The 19,521-nt window shown below is 67.7% G+C and carries 17 protein-coding genes and 1 riboswitch; of the genes, 13 read left to right on the forward strand and 4 right to left on the reverse strand.

What is annotated here, in order from left to right:
• The first annotated feature begins 69 nt into the window (after positions 1–69).
• A complete protein-coding gene (locus ACSAGD_RS03430) occupies positions 70–1,419 on the forward strand; it encodes an MFS transporter (RefSeq protein WP_437584329.1) in 1,350 nt (449 codons plus the stop codon).
• A 9-nt stretch (positions 1,420–1,428) separates the two neighbouring features.
• On the opposite strand, the gene ACSAGD_RS03435 is transcribed toward ACSAGD_RS03430, so the two are convergent.
• A complete protein-coding gene (locus ACSAGD_RS03435; protein WP_437584330.1) occupies positions 1,429–2,943 on the reverse strand; it encodes a beta-N-acetylhexosaminidase in 1,515 nt (504 codons plus the stop codon).
• 58 nt (positions 2,944–3,001) lie between these two features.
• Here ACSAGD_RS03435 and ACSAGD_RS03440 point away from each other — a divergent pair, with 58 nt between their 5' ends.
• The 6 genes from ACSAGD_RS03440 (at position 3,002) to ACSAGD_RS03465 (ending at position 8,545) form a co-directional block, all read left to right on the forward strand.
• Positions 3,002–3,649, forward strand: a complete 648-nt coding sequence (locus tag ACSAGD_RS03440) for a pentapeptide repeat-containing protein (RefSeq protein ID WP_437584331.1) — start codon at positions 3,002–3,004, stop codon at positions 3,647–3,649.
• Position 3,650: 1 nt separating this feature from the next.
• Complete coding sequence (locus tag ACSAGD_RS03445; protein WP_437584332.1) at positions 3,651–4,637, forward strand: DUF2332 domain-containing protein; 987 nt, start codon at positions 3,651–3,653, stop codon at positions 4,635–4,637.
• Positions 4,638–4,726: 89 nt separating this feature from the next.
• Positions 4,727–4,898, forward strand: a riboswitch (ZMP/ZTP riboswitch).
• A 34-nt stretch (positions 4,899–4,932) separates the two neighbouring features.
• Positions 4,933–6,204: a serine hydroxymethyltransferase gene (gene glyA, locus ACSAGD_RS03450; protein ID WP_437584333.1), complete on the forward strand. Its 1,272-nt coding sequence runs from the start codon at positions 4,933–4,935 to the stop codon at positions 6,202–6,204.
• 11 nt (positions 6,205–6,215) lie between these two features.
• Entirely contained in the window at positions 6,216–7,097 is an 882-nt protein-coding gene (locus ACSAGD_RS03455) for a bifunctional methylenetetrahydrofolate dehydrogenase/methenyltetrahydrofolate cyclohydrolase (RefSeq protein ID WP_437584334.1), read from the forward strand.
• Between the two features lie 231 nt (positions 7,098–7,328).
• Positions 7,329–7,823, forward strand: coding sequence for a YbaK/EbsC family protein (locus tag ACSAGD_RS03460; RefSeq protein WP_437584335.1), 495 nt, complete (start codon positions 7,329–7,331; stop codon positions 7,821–7,823).
• Positions 7,824–7,855: 32 nt separating this feature from the next.
• Positions 7,856–8,545 (forward strand): DUF402 domain-containing protein, encoded by a 690-nt coding sequence (locus tag ACSAGD_RS03465; protein WP_437584336.1) that lies wholly within the window; start codon positions 7,856–7,858, stop codon positions 8,543–8,545.
• Positions 8,546–9,007: 462 nt separating this feature from the next.
• Here ACSAGD_RS03465 and ACSAGD_RS03470 read toward each other — a convergent pair whose 3' ends face one another.
• The 3 genes from ACSAGD_RS03470 to galT all read right to left on the reverse strand — a co-directional run bounded on the left by ACSAGD_RS03470 (position 9,008) and on the right by galT (position 14,259).
• Positions 9,008–11,680, reverse strand: coding sequence for a phosphoenolpyruvate carboxylase (locus ACSAGD_RS03470; RefSeq protein ID WP_437584337.1), 2,673 nt, complete (start codon positions 11,678–11,680; stop codon positions 9,008–9,010).
• A gap of 96 nt (positions 11,681–11,776) precedes the next feature.
• Positions 11,777–12,952, reverse strand: a complete 1,176-nt coding sequence (gene galK / locus ACSAGD_RS03475; RefSeq protein ID WP_437584338.1) for a galactokinase — start codon at positions 12,950–12,952, stop codon at positions 11,777–11,779.
• Positions 12,949–14,259, reverse strand: coding sequence for a galactose-1-phosphate uridylyltransferase (galT, locus tag ACSAGD_RS03480; protein WP_437584339.1), 1,311 nt, complete (start codon positions 14,257–14,259; stop codon positions 12,949–12,951). Before galT ends, galK begins: the two co-directional genes overlap by 4 nt.
• 283 nt (positions 14,260–14,542) lie before the next feature.
• Here galT and ACSAGD_RS03485 point away from each other — a divergent pair, with 283 nt between their 5' ends.
• From ACSAGD_RS03485 to ACSAGD_RS03510, 6 genes are all read left to right on the forward strand, one after another.
• Positions 14,543–15,331 carry a DeoR/GlpR family DNA-binding transcription regulator gene (locus ACSAGD_RS03485; protein ID WP_437584340.1) on the forward strand — a complete coding sequence of 263 codons (789 nt, stop codon included), beginning with the start codon at positions 14,543–14,545 and terminating at the stop codon, positions 15,329–15,331.
• A gap of 260 nt (positions 15,332–15,591) precedes the next feature.
• On the forward strand, positions 15,592–16,392 hold the full coding sequence (locus ACSAGD_RS03490; protein ID WP_437584341.1) for an alpha/beta fold hydrolase: 801 nt from the start codon (positions 15,592–15,594) through the stop codon (positions 16,390–16,392).
• 143 nt (positions 16,393–16,535) lie between these two features.
• Positions 16,536–16,859, forward strand: coding sequence for a hypothetical protein (locus tag ACSAGD_RS03495; protein ID WP_437584342.1), 324 nt, complete (start codon positions 16,536–16,538; stop codon positions 16,857–16,859).
• A 74-nt stretch (positions 16,860–16,933) separates the two neighbouring features.
• Positions 16,934–17,860 (forward strand): ABC transporter ATP-binding protein, encoded by a 927-nt coding sequence (locus tag ACSAGD_RS03500; protein ID WP_437584344.1) that lies wholly within the window; start codon positions 16,934–16,936, stop codon positions 17,858–17,860.
• Positions 17,857–18,699, forward strand: coding sequence for an ABC transporter permease (locus ACSAGD_RS03505; protein WP_437584345.1), 843 nt, complete (start codon positions 17,857–17,859; stop codon positions 18,697–18,699). Before ACSAGD_RS03500 ends, ACSAGD_RS03505 begins: the two co-directional genes overlap by 4 nt.
• A complete protein-coding gene (locus ACSAGD_RS03510) occupies positions 18,696–19,517 on the forward strand; it encodes an ABC transporter permease (RefSeq protein WP_437584346.1) in 822 nt (273 codons plus the stop codon). The genes ACSAGD_RS03505 and ACSAGD_RS03510 overlap by 4 nt, the downstream gene beginning before the upstream one ends.
• The last annotated feature ends 4 nt before the right edge of the window (positions 19,518–19,521 follow it).

The raw sequence follows: 19,521 nt of genomic DNA on the forward strand, positions 1-19,521 counted from the left end.
AATCGATTCATGTTTCACTGGAAAGCGCTTGCTCGCGCATGCGGGAGATCAGCGACGATGGGAGATCGAATGCACGAAGACGTGTCCACAGCGGAACGCTCACGCATACAGTCACGCCGTGCCGCGGCCAGTGGATGGGTGGGCAGCACCCTCGAATACTACGACTTCGCAATCTACGGCTCTGCCGCAGCTCTGATCTTCCCCCAGGTGTTCTTCCCTGAGGGGGACCCCGCGATTGCCGTGGTCTCGTCACTTGCCACGTACGGTGTCGGCTATGTCGCCCGGCCTCTGGGCGCCTTCATCCTCGGTACGCTCGGCGACCGCCACGGCCGCCGCAACGTGCTCGTTCTCGCGATGCTCCTCATGGGCATCTCGACGTTCTTCGTCGGCCTGCTGCCGACGTACCATCAGGTCGGCATCCTGGCGCCGATCCTCCTCGTGGTCCTTCGACTCATCCAGGGCTTCGCCGTCGCGGGCGAGCTGAGCGGCGCGAGCGCCATGATCGTCGAGCATGCGCCCGATGGAAAGCGCGGCTTCTACGCGAGCTTCAGCCTGCAGGGAACCCAGGTCGGAAGCATCCTCGGCACCGCCGTCTTCATTCCGCTCTCCGGGCTGCTCAGCCCCGAGCACTTCGAAGCGTGGGGCTGGCGAGTTCCGTTCCTGCTGAGCGCCATCGTCGTGTTCGCGGCGATCATCATCCGCATCAAGGTGCGCGAGTCTGAGATCTTCATCGAGCAGAAGAAGGCCCGACAGGTTCAGCAGCAGCAGACATCCGTGTGGCGTGTGTTCCGCGAGAACGGCGGCACCGTCGTGCGCGCCGTCTGCATGGGCTTCGCCAACGTGATCGGCACGACGGTCGTCGTCTTCGGCACGGCCTACGCGACGCAGGAGTCGTACGGAATCGGCATGAGCGCATCGACCTACCTGTGGATGCCCGTCGTCGCGAACATCGTCGCGGTGATCCTGATTCCGTTCTTCGGCAAGCTCTCCGACCGCATCGGCCGCCGCCCGCTCATGATCTTCGGTCCGCTGAGCGCCGGTCTGCTCTCGTTCGCGTACCTGTGGGCCGTGAGCCAGAAGAACGTGCCGCTCACCGTGGTGCTCGCCGTGCTCATGTTCGGCATCCTTTACCAGATGTGGAACGCGACGTTCGCGAGCTTCTTCCAGGAGATGTTCCCGACCCGCAACCGCATGACGGGCTTCGCGATCTCGCAGAACATCGCGCTCTTCCTCGTGGCGATGCTGCCGAGCCTCTTCGCGTTCATCGTGCCTCCGGGCTCGCACTCGGTGCCGCTCGTCATCGGTGGCATCACGCTGCTGTTCTCGGTCATTTCAGCCGGTGCCGCGTGGCTCTCGAAGGAGACCTTCTCAGTCAGCACGAAGGCCCTCGACATCGAGCAGCAGTCCACAGAGAACTGAGAGGCTGCCTCAGCCGGCGACGCCCGCGTCGACGTCAGCGCCCGAGGGGCCGGCCGGGCCGTAGGCGATTCCCGCCGCCATCAGCCGCGGCAGAAGCTCGATCGCGCGGGCGGCGGAGTTCTGCGGCTCCGCCGACCACGCCAGATCGGCGACGCTCAGCAGCCGCGGGAAGACGAGCGCGTCGATGTCGTCCGGGGTCGCCACGGTCTCGGTCCAGAGCGGCGCTTCGATTCCGAGAATCACCGAGTCGTCGACTCCGGGGATGAGCGTGCCAGGCTCCCAGTCGGCGACGTCGACGAGCGGTGTCGCGCCCGCGGCCCAGTCGAGCCCGAGGTGGTAGTCGTCGTGCGGCCTGATGTCGAGGTAGATGACGTCGGCGGGGGAGAGGATGGCCGTTCCACCCTGCCGCACGATATTGCGCAACTGCTCGTCTGCGCCGAGCTCCGGGGAACGGTAGCCCCAGTACTGCCCGACCGTTCCGCTCGGAATCTCGTCGCTCGCTCCGATCTCGTGCCAGCCGATCGGCTGCTTTCCGGTCGCGTGCGCGATGCGCAGAGTGCGCGCGATGAAGCGCCGGTAGTCATCGAGAGCGGTCTCGTGCGACTCGTCTCCGCCGATGTGGATGTATGGCCCCGGCGTGATCGAGGCGACGTGCCCGAGGACGTCCTCAATGAACTCGTACACCTTCTCCGAGTCGGTGTCGAGCGTCGAGAACCCCACCTCGGTGCCGTAGTACTCCGCGATCTTCACACCGGCAGGCGCGAGCTCGGGGTAGGCGACGAGTGCGGCGTTGGTATGCCCGGGCAGGTCGATCTCGGGCACGACGGTGACGTGACGGGATGCCGCATAGCGGACGATCTCCTCGTAGTCCTCGGTCGTGAGGAAGCCGCCGTCACCGCCGCCGACCTGCGACGCTGCACCGCTTCGGGTGAGCTCCGGCCAGCCCGGAATCTCCAGCCGCCAGCCCTGGTCGTCTGTGAGGTGCAGGTGCAGGTGGTTGAACTTGAACGCGGCGACCCGGTCGATGAAGCTCCGGATCGTCTCGGAGCCGAAGAAGTGCCGCGCGATGTCAAGCATGACTCCGCGGTACGCGTAGCGCGGAGCATCCACGATCTGCGTGCTCGGAATCGTCCATGCGACGCTCTGCTGCGTGCGGGCCTCGATCTCGGCGGGCAGCAGCTGTCGAAGCGTCTGGATGCCCGCGAACAGGCCCGCCTCGGTCTCCGCCTGAACGGTGACGAGCTCGGGAGCGACCGAGAGGCGATAGCCCTCGGCACGCTGCGCCGGGGTGAACGCGTCGAGAGCGGCATCCGGCACCACCTCGAGCACGATGTCGCCGTCCGCCGCGGCGCTGGCGACGACGGGCAGCGTGAAGCCGGTGGCGGGTCGCAGAAGCTCCGCGAGGTACTCGCCGAGGTCAGTCCTCTCGGTGACGATGCGACTCTCAGCGGTGAGAGCGAAGGCGCCGTCGCCCATCTCAATGCTGTGCGGATGAGGAATCAGGGTCGGAACGACAGGGGACACAGGACCTCCGGTTCGGGATTGTGGGGGTCCGTCGATCCTACCCAGCTAGGGTGACGTGATGACGTTGCACGCACCCCGGTTCCAGCCGCCCGTCCTTCCCGATCTCGACGACTCCGACCTCGACGATCTTCTCGCCGGGGACCTGCGCGATGCGGAGCGGCTCGCGAATGCATCCCTCGCCGGTCGCAACCTCGCCGACCTGACATTCTCGGAGTGCGCGTTCGATGGGCTCGCGCTCGACGAGTTCGTCGGCCGCGGCATCCGTCTCACCGATTGCACGCTCAGCGGAGCGAACGGCGCCGCGGTCTCGGTTCCGTCGTCGAGCATGCGCACGGTCGACATCGCGCAGTCGCGCATCGGCTCCTTCGAGGCGTACGACAGCGGCTGGAACCAGGTCCGCTTCAGCGGGTGCAAACTCGGCTACGTCAACCTGCGCGGAAGCTCACTCACCGACGTCGTGTTCGAGGGCTGCCAGATCGACGAACTCGACGTGGGCTCCGGCCGCCTGACGCGGGTGAGCATGAGGGGATGCCGGGTCGCGACGCTCGACGTCAGCGGCGCGACACTCGCCCACGTCGACCTCCGCGGGCTCGACCTTTCTCGTATTGTCGGAGTCGACAGTTTGGCCGGAGCCGTGATCGACGATGAGCAGCTGATGCAGTTCGCTCCGTTTCTCGCGGCGCAGCTTGGGGTGACGGTGATGTGACGTGCGTCCGCTGGACGAAGACAGCCTTCTCTCGGTCTCGGCGCGCTTCGCCGACTTCGCCCGCACAGAGGCGTACGGAAACTCCGATCAGTACGACACGTGGTGCCGCGCGGTCGCGGCCGACCGGGAGGTCTGCCGGTTGATCGCCGCGCTGCCGCCGCAGAAGCAGCAGCCGAACCTCGTGCTCGCGGCCACCCGCTATCTCGGGGTGCCGGCCGGACCGGGCGAGCACTTCCTGACCTGGGTGAGAGAGAACTGGGATGCCGTGACCGAGCAGATCCTCTCCCGCTCGACGCAGACCAACGAGCCGGGCCGCACTGCCGTTCAGCTCACGCTGCTCGCGCAGATCGACGGCCCGATCGCGCTCATCGAGGTTGGAGCATCCGCCGGCCTCTGCCTGTACCCCGATCGCTACAGTCACATCTACGACGGCGACGTCCGCGTCGACCCCGAGCGCGGGCCCTCGCCCGTTGTGACCCGCTGCGAGACGCGCGGCGACGCCCCGATTCCCACGCGCATGCCCGAGATCGTCTCCCGCACCGGCGTCGACCTGAACCCGCTCGACGTGAACGACCCCGACGACATGCGCTGGCTGCACGCACTCATCTGGCCGGGCCAGCCCGAACGCGATGAGCGCCTGGATGCCGCGGCAGCGATCCGCCGCGCCGAGCCCGCGCACATCGTGGCGGGCGACCTCAACGAGCACATCGAAGCCCTCGTGGATGCCGTGCCGGACGACGTCACCGCAGTCGTGCAGCACACCGCGGTGCTGGCGTACCTCGACCAGGCCGGGCGCGACAGGTTCTTCGGCCAGATGTCGCGCCTCAACTGCCACTGGCTCTCCTTCGAGGGGCTCCACGTGTTTCCGCAGATCGACGCGACCGTTCCCGCCGGTATCCGCAGCGATGACGACCGCTTCGTCGTGTCGTTCGACGGCGTCGCCCGCGCGTTCGCAAGCCCGCACGGCACGCGCCTGCGCTGGCTCTGAGGCGTGTCTTCATGCGTCTGACGCGTGTCGTCATGTGAAGGTAACGGTCAGGCGAACGGCACGGTCGGGCGCGGCATCCGCTGTTATGCTGTACGCGTCGCGACTGGCGTATAGACGGACGACTCCGACGGGCTCACGCCCCCGGAAGACCCGGCTCAGATGGGGCACCATCGGGGAGCGACGTGCGATCCTCAGCGCTGGGTTCTCCATGCGGAGCGCTCAGAACTGGGGCGGACTCGGCCGCACGCCTGGGCCGATACGGGATTTCCCATCCGTCTGTCACAAAGGAGCCAGCATGACCGATACGTTCAACGCGCCGCTGTCCGAAGTCGACCCCGAGATCGCTGCTGTTCTCGATCAGGAGCTCGGTCGCCAGCGCGACTACCTTGAGATGATCGCGAGCGAGAACTTCGTTCCCGTTTCCGTCCTGCAGTCGCAGGGGTCCGTTCTCACCAACAAGTACGCCGAGGGCTACCCGGGGCGCCGCTACTACGGCGGCTGCGAGTACGTCGACGTCGCCGAATCGCTCGCGATCGAGCGCGCGAAGAAGCTGTTCGGCGCTGAGTACGCGAACGTTCAGCCGCACTCCGGCGCCACCGCGAACGCCGCGGTCCTCTCCGCCATCGCCACGCCCGGCGACACGATCCTCGGGCTTGAGCTCGCGCACGGCGGCCACCTCACGCACGGCATGAAGCTGAACTTCTCGGGCAAGCTGTACAACGCCGTGTCGTACGGCGTCGATCCCGAGACCTGCCTCGTCGACATGAACGTCGTTCGCGACAAGGCGCTCGAGCACAAGCCGCAGGTCATCATCGCCGGATGGTCGGCGTACCCGCGTCAGCTCGACTTCGCGGCGTTCCGCGAGATCGCCGACGAGGTCGGCGCAAAGCTCTGGGTCGATATGGCGCACTTCGCGGGCCTCGTCGCCGCGGGTCTGCACCCGTCGCCCGTGCCGCACGCCGACGTGGTGTCGTCGACCGTGCACAAGACGATCGGCGGACCGCGCTCGGGCTTCATCGTCTCGCGCGACACCGAGCTCGCCAAGAAGCTCAACTCGAACGTCTTCCCCGGCCAGCAGGGCGGGCCGCTCATGCACGTGATCGCCGCCAAGGCGACGGCGTTCCTCCTCGCGGCATCCGATGACTTCCGCGACCGCCAGGAGCGCACGATCTCCGGCGCAAAGCTTCTCGCAGAGGCGCTGACCTCCGACGAGTCGCGTGCGGCCGGCGTCAACGTGCTCACCGGCGGAACCGACGTGCACCTGGTGCTTGCCGACCTGCGCGAGAGCGAGCTCTCCGGGCAGGACGCCGAGAACCGTCTGCACGAGGTCGGCATCACCGTCAACAAGAACTCCGTGCCGTTCGACCCGCGCCCGCCGATGGTCACGAGCGGCATCCGCATCGGCACCCCGGCTCTCGCCACGCGTGGCTTCGGGGATGCCGAGTTCGCTGAGGTATCCGACATCATCGCCCTCGCGCTGCGTCCCGACGCCGACATCGCTGGGCTCCGCGAGCGCGTCGCGAAGCTCACCGAGGCGTTCCCGCTGTACCCGGGTCTGCAGCAGTAGGGCGAGGGCCGATGACCGCACAGATTCTGGATGGGCGGGCTGCCTCCGCCGAAATCAAGGCCGAACTGACCGAGCGCGTCGCCGCGCTGAAGACGAAGGGCGTCACCCCGGGCATCGCAACGGTGCTCGTGGGTGCCGACCCGGCGTCGCAGCTGTACGTCGGCATGAAGCACAAGCAGTCGGTCGCGATCGGCATGAACTCCATTCAGCGCGAGCTGCCCGCGGACGCCACGCAGCAGCAGGTCGAAGCGCTGATCGACGAGCTCAACGCCGACCCCGACTGCCACGGGTACATCGTGCAGCTGCCGTTGCCGAAGCACATCGACACGGACCGCATCCTCGAGCGCATCGACCCGGCGAAGGACGCCGACGGGCTGCATCCCACCAACCTGGGCAAGCTCGTGCTGAACGTCAATGGGCCGATCGACACCCCGCTGCCGTGCACGCCGCGCGGTGTCATCGAGTTGCTGCTGCGAAACGACTACGACCTCGTGGGCAAGCACGTCGTCGTCGTGGGGCGCGGTGTCACGATCGGTCGCTCGATCGGGCTGCTGCTCACACGGCGCGAGCTGAACGCGACGGTGACGCTGACGCACACCGGAACCGTCGACATGCCGCGCTATCTGCGCCAGGCCGACGTGATCGTGGCAGCCGCGGGCGTGAAGCACCTGATCCGCCCGGAAGACGTCAAGCCCGGTGCCGCAGTTCTCGATGTGGGCGTGACGCGCGAGCCGAACCCCGAGACCGGCAAGTCGAAGGTGTTCGGAGACGTCGACCCGGCGGTCGCGGACGTTGCCGGCTACCTGTCGCCGAACCCCGGCGGCGTCGGCCCGATGACCGTCGCGCTGCTGATGACGAACGTCGTCGAAGCCGCGGAGCGCGCAACCCACTGAGTACGTAACCTCGGAGTGCGCAACGCCTGAGCATGCAACGCCTGGGTGTGCAACCTCCTGAGCGCGCAACCCGCTGAGTCTGCAACCTGCTGAGCGCGCACCCGCCGAGCCACCTTGCACGCAGTCGGAAATTTCGAGGCCCCTGCGGCGTGTCCCCACAAGACACGCCGCAGGGGCATCCTTTTTTCCGATTCTTCGCACCGTTCAGGTCCCGCTGGCATACTCGGAACCATGACGGATGCCGCTCCCGCGTCGCCCCAGGTCGACGCCGTCTCCTCCGCACTGACCGCCGCTGGGCTCCCCGCGAAGATCCGCTGGTTCGATGACGCCACTCCCACCGCCGCACACGCCGCTGCCGCCCTGGGCATCGAGGTCGGCGCGATCGCCAACTCGCTGGTCTTCACTCTGGACGGAGAGCCGCTGCTCGTGCTCACATCCGGCGCGCACCGCGTCGACACCGCGTGGCTCGGGCAGAAGCTCGGCGGCAGGGTGAAGCGAGCGGATGCCGCGACCGTGCGCTCCGCCACCGGCCAGGTCATCGGCGGCGTCGCTCCGGTCGGGCATCCTGCGCCGATTCGCACGGTCGTCGACACTGCGCTCCGCGATTACCCCGAGGTGTGGGCCGCGGCGGGGCATCCCAACACCGTCTACCCGACGACGTTCGACGATCTGCTCCGGGCGACCGGCGGCGAGGCATCGCCCGTGGTGCCGCCGGAGAATGACTGACCTCCGCCGCCCTCGACTGTTAGCGTTGCACCATGGACGATGGGGTGCACGACTCGCCTCCGCATGACGAGTCGAGGTTCAAGCCAGACCGGTCGATTGCGTTGCGCAGCATCCGCGAGTACGGTCGCCACGGCCGCGCTGTCGGATTTGCCGTCGCCGGCTTTGCAATCGCGGACGGCGACGACGGGGTGATCGCCGTCGCCACGCCTCCCGGCTCCGACCTCCGCACGCGCGCTGGCGAAGGAAGCGGACCGAACGGCCGACTCGTGCTTCCCGACGACTGGGACGGCACCCACGCCGAACTCGCGTGGCACGGACCGACGGTCGTGCGCGTCTACCGCGAGGGCGACGAGTGGTCTGTGTGGCGCTGGCACGACGGCGACACCTGGGTCGGCGACTGGTACGGCAACCTCGAGTCGCCGTGGCGTCGCACTGCGATCGGCTTCGACACGCAGGACTGGGTGCTCGACGTCGTGTGCTCCGGCACCCCGGGCACCGATTCGTGGACGGTGCGCTACAAAGACGAAGACGAACTCGAGTGGCTCGTGCGGCTCGGCACGTTCGCTCCCGCTGAGGCTGAGCGAGCGAGGGATGCCGGTGAGCGGCTCACCGCTCGCGCGAAGTCCCTCGAGTGGCCGTTCGATGCGGACTGGGACGCCTGGGTGCCGAGCAGATACCTGCCGACCGCGACCCTTCCCGCGGGGTGGACGGACCTCGACTGAAAGCTGGAAAACGTGGCGCGGCCGGGAAACGTGGCGCGGCCGGGTAGGCGAACGTCGACCGACCCTCGGCAAAGAATCGGAAATTTCAACGGAGCTGCGGCGTGTTGCGCGCCGCCACGCCGCACCCGCGGCCGGTTAACCGATTCTTTGAAGCGCAGGGCAGCGGGCGTGGGAGGAGGGATGCTGTGGGGAAGGATGCCGCGAGGTGTGAGCGCCCGCGAGGGAGAACGCTGAGGTGCGAGGCGGCAGACGGCAGGGCGGACGCCGCGGAGGCGCCGGGCGAGGAAGCTGCAGAAGGTGCCGGGTGCTCGAGCAGCGGAGGGGACGGAGGGCGCCAGGCAGCAGGGGAAGGCCCTGCGGAGGGCGCGGCGGGGCGACGGTGGCCGAGGCGAGCTCGCCGCGAAACGCAGCGAGCGGCGGCCCCGAAGGACCGCCGCTCGCAGCTGACGAGCTTCTCGCAGATCAGCCGGTGTTCTGCAGACCCGCCGCCACTCCATTCACGGAGAGCAGCAGCAGGTTGCGCGCCTGATCGATGGTCGTCTCGGTCTCCTGCGTCGCCGCGCCACGAAGCGTGCGAAGAGCGCGGAGCTGCAGCAGCGACAGCGCGTCGACGTAGGGGCTCCGCAGCCGCACGGCACGCTGAAGCACCTGGCGGTTGTCGAGCAGCTCGCTGCTGCCGGTCGCGATGAGCGTCCACTCGCGGGTGCGCTCCATCTCCTCGAGCACCAGCGTCGAGAGGTCTTCGCGGTCGCCGAGCTCGAGGTAGCGGGCCGCGATGCGCGGGTCCGTCTTCGCGAGCGACATGTGCACGTTGTCGATCATGGTCGTGAACAGCGGCCACTCGCGGTACGCCCGCTGCAACTGCTCGTGGTCGCCCACGGCCTTCAGCGCGGTGCCGAGCCCGAACCAGCCCGCGAGGTTGATGCGGGCCTGCGACCACGAGAACACCCACGGAATCGCGCGGAGATCCTCGAGGGACTCAACCGAGAGACCTCGACGCGCCGGACGGGAGCCGAGCGGCAGCAGACCGACCTCCTCCTGAGGGGTGACCTCGGCGAACCAGGGGGCGAAGCCCTCGGCGTGCACGAGCTCGTAGAAGCGCTCGCGGCTCGCGGCATCCATCTGCTCGGCCATATCGGCGAACGTGTCGGCCGCATTCGCGTTGAGCTCGCCGTTCGACGGACTCGACGCGAGGAGCGTCGCCGACGCGATCTGCTCCAGGTGTCGCAGCGCGATCGTCGGGTTTCCGTACTGAGCGAAAATGACCTCGCCCTGCTCGGTGAGCTTGAAGCGACCGTCGACCGACCCGGGCGGCTGCGAGAGCACGGCCTCGTTGGCGGGTCCGCCGCCGCGACCCATGGCGCCACCGCGACCGTGGAAGAGAGTGAGACGGATGCTGTGACGCTCCGCCCAGCGGGCGATGGCGTCCTGCGCCTCATAGAGCGTCAGGGTCGCGGAGACCGGTCCGACGTCCTTCGAAGAGTCGGAGTAGCCGAGCATGACCTCGAGGCGGCGATCGGTCTCGTCGAGGCGCTTCTTGACGTCCGGAAGCTCGATCATCTTCTCGAGGATCTCCGGCGCGTTCTTGAGGTCGTTGAAGGTCTCGAAGAGCGGAATGACGTCGAGCACGGGCGTCTCGCCCTCGCCGAACGCGTAGCGCGCGAGGCGGTGCACGTTGGCGATGTCGTCCACGTGCTGCGTGAACGAGATGATGTACCGTCGCGCAGCATCCACACCGTAACGGCTCTGCAGGACGCCGATCGTGCGGAACACGTCGAGCACCTCATCGGTCATCTCGCTCGGCTGCACGCCGCGGTCCAGCTCGTCGAGGGCCTGGCGGTGCACCTTCGAGTGCTGGCGGACCTCAAGCTCGGCGAGGTGGAACCCGAAGGTCTCGACCTGCCAGATGAGCCCCTGCACCTCGCCGTAGGCGCTGCGCTTGTCGCCCGCAGCCACGAGGGAGTCCTGCACGGTGTGCAGCTCGGCGAGCAGCTCCTCGGGGCCGCTGTACGCGAGGTCGGCGTTGCGTCGACGCGTGGCGGCGATGCGTTCGGCGACCATCAGCACAACGCGGCGGTGCGGCTCGTTGGGGGACCGCGTGGCGATCTCGCTCGTCAGCTCATCGGCGAGCGAGCGCTGACGTTGCCACAGCTGCAGCAGCTCGGGGCTCGGTGCGGTGTCGCCGGCGTCGAGCGTGAGCATCCTGCCCACACGGTTGGCGGCGCGCTCAAGCCCGAGCAGCACATGCTCCGACTGGATCGCCGCGGCCTGCCGGGTGATCTTCGCGGTGACGTTCGGGTTGCCGTCGCGGTCGGCGCCGATCCACGAGCCGAAGCGCACGAACGAGTGCGAGCGCGGCGGGCGAGTGCCAGCGGCCTTGCCCGTGAGACGGTCGTCGATGAGGCGGTAGATGCGCGGCATCGCCTCGAACAGCGTCTGGTCGAAGATGTTCATCGCCGTGCGGACCTCGTCGAGCGGCGTCGGCCGAGTCGAGCGCAGTGGCGCGGTGCGGAACAGAACGTTGATCTCGGCGAGCAGCTCGCGCTTCGTCTCGGCCTGCACGTTCTCGCCGAGTCGAGGGTCGTCGTTGGTGGCGACGAGCTCGCTGATGCGGCGAATCGAGGATGCCACGGCACGACGCCTGGCCTCGGTCGGGTGCGCCGTCAGGACGGGGCGGAACTCGAGACCGTCGAGCATCTGCTGTGCGCCGTCTTCGCCGAGCTCCGAGATGAGGGCATCCATGGTCGACGTGAACGATGCGCCGACGTCTTCGCCCGGCTCCGGGTTGCGCCCCTGCAGAACGCGGACGCGGTGGCGCTCCTCAGCGAGGTTGACCAGGTGGAAGTAGCACGTAAACGCGCGAGCGACCTCCTCCGCGCGAGCGGGCGAGAACGAGGCGACGAGCTCTTCGGCCTCTTCAAAGGCCGCGGCGTCTTCGTTCTCGTACGCGGCGATGGTCAGGCCGCGCAGCTTCTCGACGTCGTCGAGGAGGTCCTTTCCGCCGGTCTCGATCAGCACTCGGCCCAGCAGTTCGCCGAGAAAGCGAACGTCTGCGCGGAGCGCATCGGGTATCTCCAGCTGACGAGGAGCGTGGATGATCGAGATTGCTGATGTGGGGGGATAGGAATCAGTCATCGTCTTCCGAGGCTAGCGAGATATTTCCACATCGCGTAATCGACGGTGGGTTTGTGACGGGCGTGCCGAGAGACCAGAGGTGTGGGATGCCGCGGCTCAGAGCGCGCGTCCGGCAGCGTCGGCAGGATGCACCGTGAAGCAGTCCGGCGCGCGGAAGCCCGCCTTCGCGAACGCCGCTTCGACGGCATCCTTCGTCTCATCGATTCGGTCATGCGCGACGAGCGCGATGGCCGCTCCGCCGAACCCGCCGCCGGTCATTCGGGCACCGACGGCACCGCACTTCTGCGCGGTCTCCACGGCGAGATCGAGCTCGGGGACGGAGATCTCGAAGTCGTCCCGCATCGACACGTGCGAGGCGTCGAGCAGGTCGCCGATCGCGCGCGGCCCCTCGGTGCGCAGCGTGCGCACGGTGTCGAGCACGCGCTGGTTCTCGGTGACGATGTGGCGCACGCGGCGGAACGTCTCGTCGTCGAGCTCACGCTCGGCGCGCGTGAGGTCGTCGATGTCGAGATCGCGCAGACTCGCGACGCCCATCAGGCGGGCGCCCTTCTCGCACGAGGCACGGCGCTCGGCGTATCCACCGGTCGCGTGGGCGTGATCGACGCGCGTGTTCATGACGAGCAGCTCGAGCCCGGCATCCTCGAACCCCAGCTCGATCACCTCGGTGTCGAGGGAGCGGCAGTCGAGGAAGACCCCGTGATCGCGGCGTCCGAAGAGGGACGCACTCTCGTCCATGATGCCGGTCGGTGCGCCGACGGCCTTGTTCTCGGCGAGCTGCCCGACGCGGGCGAGCGTCGGAGCGTCGAAGCCGAGCTGCCACTCGTCGTTCAGGGCGACGGCGACGGCGCACATGAGCGCCGCAGACGATGACAGCCCTGCCCCGGCCGGCACATCGGAGGAGACGTGCGCGTCGAAGCCGGGGACCGTCGACAGGTCGGCGCCGAAGTGCCGCAGCGCCCAGATCACACCGAACGGATACGCTGACCAGCCCTCGAGCGTGCCCGCCGCGAGCTCGTCGACGTCGAGGTCGTCGAGGGAGACCGTCGCCGGGGCATCCGCGAAGTCGCTCGACATGCGCACGCTGCGGTCATCGCGCGCGCCGACCGCCACGACCGTGTTGCGGTCGATCGCGAACGGAAAGACGAAGCCGTCGTTGTAGTCCGTGTGCTCGCCGATCAGATTGACGCGGCCGGGCCCCTGCCAGACCCCGTCCGGGGAGCGATCATAGCGCGCGGCGAAGGCATCGGCGGCGACGTGGGGTGAGGTGGTCATCGGTTCTCCTGAGCAGACGAGGGGGAGGATGCCGCCGGCTCGACGGGCCGTGCGACGTCGGCGCGCTGGATCGCATCGCGCAGGTTCTGGGCCTGTTTCTCGGGCGGAACGTCGCCGATCCACGCGCCCATCGCGGCTTCGGACCCGGCGAGGTACTTCAGCTTATCGGCGGCCCGGCGCGGCGACGTGAGCTGCAGCATGAGCCGCACTTCGTCCCGCGCGACGCCCACCGGGGCCTGGTGCCACGCGGCGATGTATGGCGTGGGGGTGTCGTACAGCGCGTCGACGCCGCGCAGCAGGCGCAGGTACAGCCCCGCGAGCTCGTCGCGCTCCTCGGGCGTCGTCTCGGCGAAGTCGGCGACGTGCCGGTGCGGCAACATGTGCACCTCGATGGGCCAGCGTGCGGCGAACGGAACGAACGCGCTCCAGTGCTCGCCGCGCAGCAGCATCCTCTCGCTCGACTGCTCGCGCTCGAGGATGTCCTGGAAGAGCGACGGTCCGTAGGAGTCGATGGCGTCCAGGACGCGCTGCGTCCGCGGCGTGATGTACGGATAGGAATAGATCTGGCCGTGCGGGTGGTGCAGCGTGACGCCGATCTCGACGCCGCGGTTCTCGAACGGGAACACCTGGCGGACGTTCGGCAGGGCGCTGAGCGCCGCGGTGCGGTCGGCCCACGCCTCGATCACGGTGCGGGCGCGCGTGCGGCTCAGCGACCCGAACGACCCCTCGCGCTCGGGTGAGAAGCAGACGACCTCGCAGCGGCCGACCGAGGTGCGGGTGCGTTCGAGTCCGATGCGCGTCAGGTCGTAGAGGCCCCGAGGCTCGTTCTCGTCGCGCAGTGCGGGGCCGAACGAGGGGGAGCGGTTCTCGAACACCGCGACGTCGTACTGACTCGGGACCTCGGAGGGGTTCGTCGGGCTCTGCGGAGCGAGAGGGTCGAGCTCTGCGGGCGGAAGGAAGGCGCGGTTCTGACGCGCGGCGGCGATCGAGACCCACTCGCCCGTGAGCGGGTCTTGGCGCATCGTCGCGGTCGCCGGGCGCGGGTCGAGCGTGCGCTCGTCGACGGCGCGCGCGGCGGGCAGGGTGCTGTCCGGGTCGTCGAAGTAGATGATCTCGCGGCCGTCGGCGAGGCGGTGCGACTGGCGGGTGATGCCGCCCGTCAGGGCCGCCCTGGCGGCTGAGGCCTGGGCTCCGTCGCGCGCGCCGGCTGATGCGCTGTCGCGCACTCCGGCCGATGCGCTGTCGCGCACTCCGGCCGATGCGCCCACGGCGTCGTCGGGAAGCGCGTTCTGTTCGGTCCCGCTCATCTATGTCTCCACCTTCTCTATCCCCGCATGCTCAGCCACCGTCTGTCGCCTCACGTTCTCAGCCACCGTCTGCTTCGCAACCATCCGCACGCACCCGCTGCTCCCACCCAATCGACACCCACCGCGCTATTTGTTCGGGTTTGCGCTACAGAAATTCCTGTAGCGCAGTGCCGGAACTGTAGCGCTGAGTACGTCCGGCGGCACGAGAACGCGCGTGCAGCGGCATCCTCGAATCTATCGCTTGCGTATTGATAAGTAAAGATAAGTAAACGAAGATATAGACATGACGGATGCCGCAACACTCCCAGCGGAAGTGCGCCGTTCCCGCATCAGGGAGCGCCTCGAGCAGCGCGGCTACATCCGCGTCGCTGACATCGCCCGCGACTTCGCGATCTCAAGCGTGACCGCCCGCACCGACCTCGACGCTCTGGTCGAAAGCGGCGCTGCCCGTCGCGTTCACGGCGGTGCTGTGTCGGCATCCACCGCCCCTGAAGCGCCGGTCGAGCAGACCTCGCAGGCCGACACTGCATCGAAATCCGCGATCGGGCGCCGCGCCGCGGGCCTCATCGACGCCGGCCAGAGCGTCTTTCTCGACGTCGGATCCACCGCGCTCGCCGTGGCCGAGGCCCTGGTCGACCGCACCGAGCTGCACGATGTCGTCGTCGTGACGAACGGACTCGCGACGGCCCTCGCGCTCGAACCGGCGATCCCGCGCATCTCGGTGATCGTGACGGGCGGTTCGCTCCGGCCGCTGCAGCACTCGCTCGTGAACCCGATGGCACAGCAGCTGCTCGTGTCTGTGCACGCCGATGTCGCGATTCTCGGCTGCAACGGAATTGACGTGGATGCCGGCGTGACCAACGTCAACCTCCCGGAAGCCGAGATCAAACGTGCGATGGTCGAGGCATCCGACCGCGTGATCATCACCGCGGACTCGTCGAAGTTGGCGCGGATCACGGTCGGGCACGTCGCTTTGCTGTCGCAGGTCGACACGATCGTGACGGATGCCGAGGCAGACCGCGCCGTCGTCGACGAGCTGCGTGCCGCGGGCGCGACCGTCTCCCTGGCCTAGCGGCTCCGCACCCCCGCGCGTCTGCCGAACGCATCCGTCTGTCTGCTCAGCGCACCCACCCACCTCGCCCATCCACCGCACCCGTCAGTCTGCCCACCGCGCCCACCCACCGCGCCCACCCGCTCGCCACGAGCGTCCAGGTGTACCAGATACCGCTTTCCCATTCTCGGAAAGCGGTATCTGGTACACCTGAAAACAATCCGCCGGCCGAAAACTCCGCAGAAGGCGCGCGAACTGCGGGAGAGGCGTAGTGTCACCTCATGGAGACCAGCGTTCTCGGTGTCTCCGTCCACTACGCGGAGCACGGTGCCGGAATCCCTCTGGTGGCACTGCACGGAGCAGGCGTCGATCACAGGGAGCTCGAGGGTGCGCTCGAGCCGATGTTCGCAGACGTCCCCGGAGTTCGCCGCATCTACCCGGACCTTCCGGGAATGGGCCGCACGACCGCCCCGGAATCAGTCGCGAGCAACGATGACGTGCTCGAGGTCGTTCTCGGTTTCATCGACGCGACCATCGGCGGCGAACCCTTCCTCCTTCTCGGACACTCCTACGGCGGCTACCTCGCGAGGGCGATCGCGCACCGCCGCCCTGAACTGACGCGCGGGCTGGCGCTGATCTGTCCAGTGGGGGAGTTCACCGACTCAGTCCCGCAGCACGAGGTTCTCGTGTCAGATCCAGACCTGCTGCGTGTACTCAGCGACACGGATGCCGAAACGTACCGCACGTACTTCGTCGTGCAGACGGCCGAGACGTTGAAGCGCTTTCGGGAGCGCGTCGCCGTCTCAAGTGCGCTCGTCGACGAGGACGCTCTCTCCAGGATCTTCTCCCGCTGGGAGATCTCCGGCGGACCCGACGAGTCGTCGGGCATTGAAGCGCCGACCCTCATCCTCGCCGGCAGGCAGGACGCGACCGCCGGTTTCGCGGGCCCCGTTCGCATCGCCGCAGACTATCCGCGTGCGACCGTCGCCGTTCTCGACGGTGTTGGGCATGCCTTGCTGCATGAGAATCCGCCGCTTGCGCACGCGCTCATCATGAACTGGGTCGGGCGTTCCAGGTCATGAGGGATGCCGTGGAGGTGCCCCAACCGCCCGGAGCACGCTGCCCAAGGCATCAGCGCTCGGCATCGTCTCGGGGTCGGCATCGTCTCGGGGGAGGAGTACCCATCCTGCTCCCGTCGCGCGTGAAATCTGCCTAGGGTGACACCATGAGTCACGCCCAGCCGCCTCAATACCCCCAGCCGCCTCACGCCGTGCCGCGATACATGCAGAGCCCGCGTCGCCGGATGCACCCTCTGCGCATCTGGGGAATCGTCGCGGTGGTGCTCGGCGTCCTCCTCGGGCTGGCAGGATGCGTCATCATGGCGATCCCATACGGCCTCTTCATCCTCGGCGGCGGCGGAAATGTCGACGCGTTCAGGGACTTCGCCGCGAGCTTCACGGCTCCGGGAATGATCGCTCTCGTCATCGGATTCGTTCTGCTGGTGCTGGGAATCGTCGGGATCATCGTCGGAAAGAGCCGTCTCCGGTAGAGCCGAGCGCTTCTGCGGCGTCATCGTCGCGAAACTTCTTGGCAGCGTCGGTCGCCCCGCATAAGCTGATGGCCGTGCCAGAGCCCGTCATTGAAGCCCGCAGCCTCGTCAAGAAGTACGGCGACTTCGCCGCCGTCGGAGGAATCTCGTTCGAGGTCGAACCCGGAGAGTCGTTCGGGCTGCTCGGTCCGAATGGGGCCGGAAAGTCGACGACGATGCGCATGATCGGCGCGGTCTCATCGCGGACGGCTGGGCAGCTCAGCATCCTCGGTCTCGACCCTGACGAGCACGGGCCCGAGATCCGTTCGCAGCTCGGAGTCGTGCCGCAGGCCGACAACCTCGACGAAGAGCTCCGCGCTCGCGAGAACCTCATCGTCTACGGCCGCTACTTCGGGCTTCCGCGCAAGCTGGTCGCGCAGCGCGCAGACGAGCTCATGGCCTTCGCGCAGCTCGAAGACAAAGTGAAGTCGAGAGTCGACGATCTCTCCGGAGGCATGAAGCGCCGCCTGACGATCGCCCGCGCGCTCATCAACGACCCGCGCATCCTCCTGCTCGACGAGCCGACCACCGGTCTCGACCCGCAGGCCCGCCACATTCTGTGGGACAGGCTGTTCCGCCTCAAGGAGCAGGGCACGACGCTCGTGCTCACCACCCACTACATGGACGAAGCCGAGCAGCTCTGCGATCGTCTTGTCGTGGTCGACAACGGGCGCATCATGGCGGAGGGGTCTCCGTCGCAGCTGATCCGCCAGTATTCGTCACGTGAGGTGCTCGAGGTGCGCTTCGGCTCGCAGAACAACGAAACGGTCGCGCGCCAGCTCGACGGAATCGGCGACCGTGTCGAGGCGCTGCCCGACCGCATCCTGATCTACGCCCACGACGGCGAGGCCGCGCTCGCCGCCGTCACCGACAGCGGACGCCAACCGATCACCAGCCTTGTTCGGCGATCGAGCCTCGAAGACGTCTTTCTGCGCTTGACCGGTCGGAGCCTGATCGAATGACCGCTGACACAGGCATGAGGGCGGATGCCGCTCACGCGATCGCAGCCGCGCGGCGGGTCCGTCGCTTCGGCGCGTGGTACATCGCGGAGCACCGCTTCCGCAACATGCGCGCCTACCTGCAGACCGTCATCGTCACCGGCGTCGGCTCGCCGCTCATGTATCTCTTCGCGATGGGCGTCGGGCTCGCGAGCCTCGTCGATGCGAACGTCGAGCAGAACGGGCTCGCGGTGAGCTACCTCGTGTTCGTGGCGCCGGCGCTCCTGGCGATGGCCGCGTTCGAAGCGGCGGCGGAGGAGTTCAGCTACCCGATCATGCTCGGCTTCAAGTGGAACCCGACCTTCACGGGCATGAGCGCGAGCCCCATCACGCCCGGGCAGATCATCGACGGCCAGGTCATCGCGGTGACCGCGCGCCTCATCGTCACGAGCGTGCTGTACTTCATCTTCATGCTGTTCTTCGGCGCGGTGCCGGGCGAACTCGGCTGGTGGACGCTCGTGCCGGCGGTCCTCACCGGTCTCGCCTTCGGCACACTGCTCATGGCATACGTGGCCACGCTCGAGAGCGACAGCGGTCAGATCGCCATGGTCATGCGGTTTCTCGTGCTTCCGCTGACGCTGTTCTCCGGCACCGTGTTTCCGCTCTCGCAGCTGCCGTGGTTTCTGCAGTGGATCGGCTGGGCGTCGCCCCTCTGGCACGGCACCGAACTCGGCCGCGTTCTCGCCTACGGTCATCACGAACCGGTGTGGCTCAGCGTCACTCATGTCGCGTACCTCGTTGCTCTCACCGTGATCGGGTGGATGCTGGCGCGCCGCGTCGCCGCGAGGAGGCTGAACCGATGAGCATCCAGACCGCCCCCGCCCGGCGACGCACTCGCGGGCCCTCAGCTCTCTACGCCGGCAACGCCCGCTCGGTCATGCTGCGCGGCTGGCGCGCGACGGCCAGCACGAACTGGCTCGTCATGATCTCCGGCTTCTTCGAGCCGATCTTCTACCTCCTCTCGATGGGCATCGGCCTCGGCGCTCTCGTCGGCGACGTCGAAGGGCCGGGCGGAACCGAGATTCCCTACGCCGCATTCATCGCTCCGGCGCTGCTCGCGGTCGCGGCGATGAACGGGGCGGTCTACGACTCGACGTGGAACGTGTTCTTCAAGATCAAATTCTCGAAGATCTACGAGGGGATGCTCGCGACCTCGCTCGGCCCGTTCGACATCGCTCTGGGGGAGATCGCTCTCGCGCTCATCCGCGGGGCGCTGTACGCGTTCGGGTTCATGCTCGTCATGCAGGTGCTCGGCCTCAACCTGTCGTGGTGGGCCCTGCTGGCGTTCCCCGCCGTACTGCTCATCGCGTTCGGCTTCGCGAGCTTCGGCATGGCGGTCACGAGCTATATGAAGACCTTCCAGCACATGGACTGGATCAACTTCATCCTGATGCCGATGTTCCTGTTCTCGGCCACGTTCTTTCCGCTCAGCGTGTACCCGCAGGGCGTACAGGTCGTCATTCAAGCGCTGCCGCTGTGGCACGGGGTCGAGCTGGTGCGGGGTCTCACGACCGGCGTGGTCGAGGTCGGGATGCTGTGGCACGTGCTGTACTTCGCGATCATGGCGCTCATCGGATTGGTCTTCACAACACGAAGGCTCCGCGCCCTGTTCTTGGACTGAGGCG

The organism is Paramicrobacterium salitolerans (genome assembly GCF_051513965.1).
Lineage (GTDB): Bacteria > Actinomycetota > Actinomycetes > Actinomycetales > Microbacteriaceae > Paramicrobacterium.

Bases quoted from the DNA above. Each gene is read 5' to 3' on its own strand.
- ACSAGD_RS03430 (WP_437584329.1), top strand. From the start codon at position 70: ATGCACGAAGACGTGTCCACAGCGGAACGCTCACGCATACAGTCACGC.
- ACSAGD_RS03440 (WP_437584331.1), top strand. From the start codon at position 3,002: ATGACGTTGCACGCACCCCGGTTCCAGCCGCCCGTCCTTCCCGATCTC.
- glyA (WP_437584333.1), top strand. From the start codon at position 4,933: ATGACCGATACGTTCAACGCGCCGCTGTCCGAAGTCGACCCCGAGATC.
- ACSAGD_RS03455 (WP_437584334.1), top strand. From the start codon at position 6,216: ATGACCGCACAGATTCTGGATGGGCGGGCTGCCTCCGCCGAAATCAAG.
- ACSAGD_RS03460 (WP_437584335.1), top strand. From the start codon at position 7,329: ATGACGGATGCCGCTCCCGCGTCGCCCCAGGTCGACGCCGTCTCCTCC.
- ACSAGD_RS03465 (WP_437584336.1), top strand. From the start codon at position 7,856: ATGGACGATGGGGTGCACGACTCGCCTCCGCATGACGAGTCGAGGTTC.
- ACSAGD_RS03470 (WP_437584337.1), bottom strand. From the start codon at position 11,680: ATGACTGATTCCTATCCCCCCACATCAGCAATCTCGATCATCCACGCT.
- galK (WP_437584338.1), bottom strand. From the start codon at position 12,952: ATGACCACCTCACCCCACGTCGCCGCCGATGCCTTCGCCGCGCGCTAT.
- galT (WP_437584339.1), bottom strand. From the start codon at position 14,259: ATGAGCGGGACCGAACAGAACGCGCTTCCCGACGACGCCGTGGGCGCA.
- ACSAGD_RS03485 (WP_437584340.1), top strand. From the start codon at position 14,543: ATGACGGATGCCGCAACACTCCCAGCGGAAGTGCGCCGTTCCCGCATC.
- ACSAGD_RS03490 (WP_437584341.1), top strand. From the start codon at position 15,592: ATGGAGACCAGCGTTCTCGGTGTCTCCGTCCACTACGCGGAGCACGGT.
- ACSAGD_RS03495 (WP_437584342.1), top strand. From the start codon at position 16,536: ATGAGTCACGCCCAGCCGCCTCAATACCCCCAGCCGCCTCACGCCGTG.
- ACSAGD_RS03505 (WP_437584345.1), top strand. From the start codon at position 17,857: ATGACCGCTGACACAGGCATGAGGGCGGATGCCGCTCACGCGATCGCA.
- ACSAGD_RS03510 (WP_437584346.1), top strand. From the start codon at position 18,696: ATGAGCATCCAGACCGCCCCCGCCCGGCGACGCACTCGCGGGCCCTCA.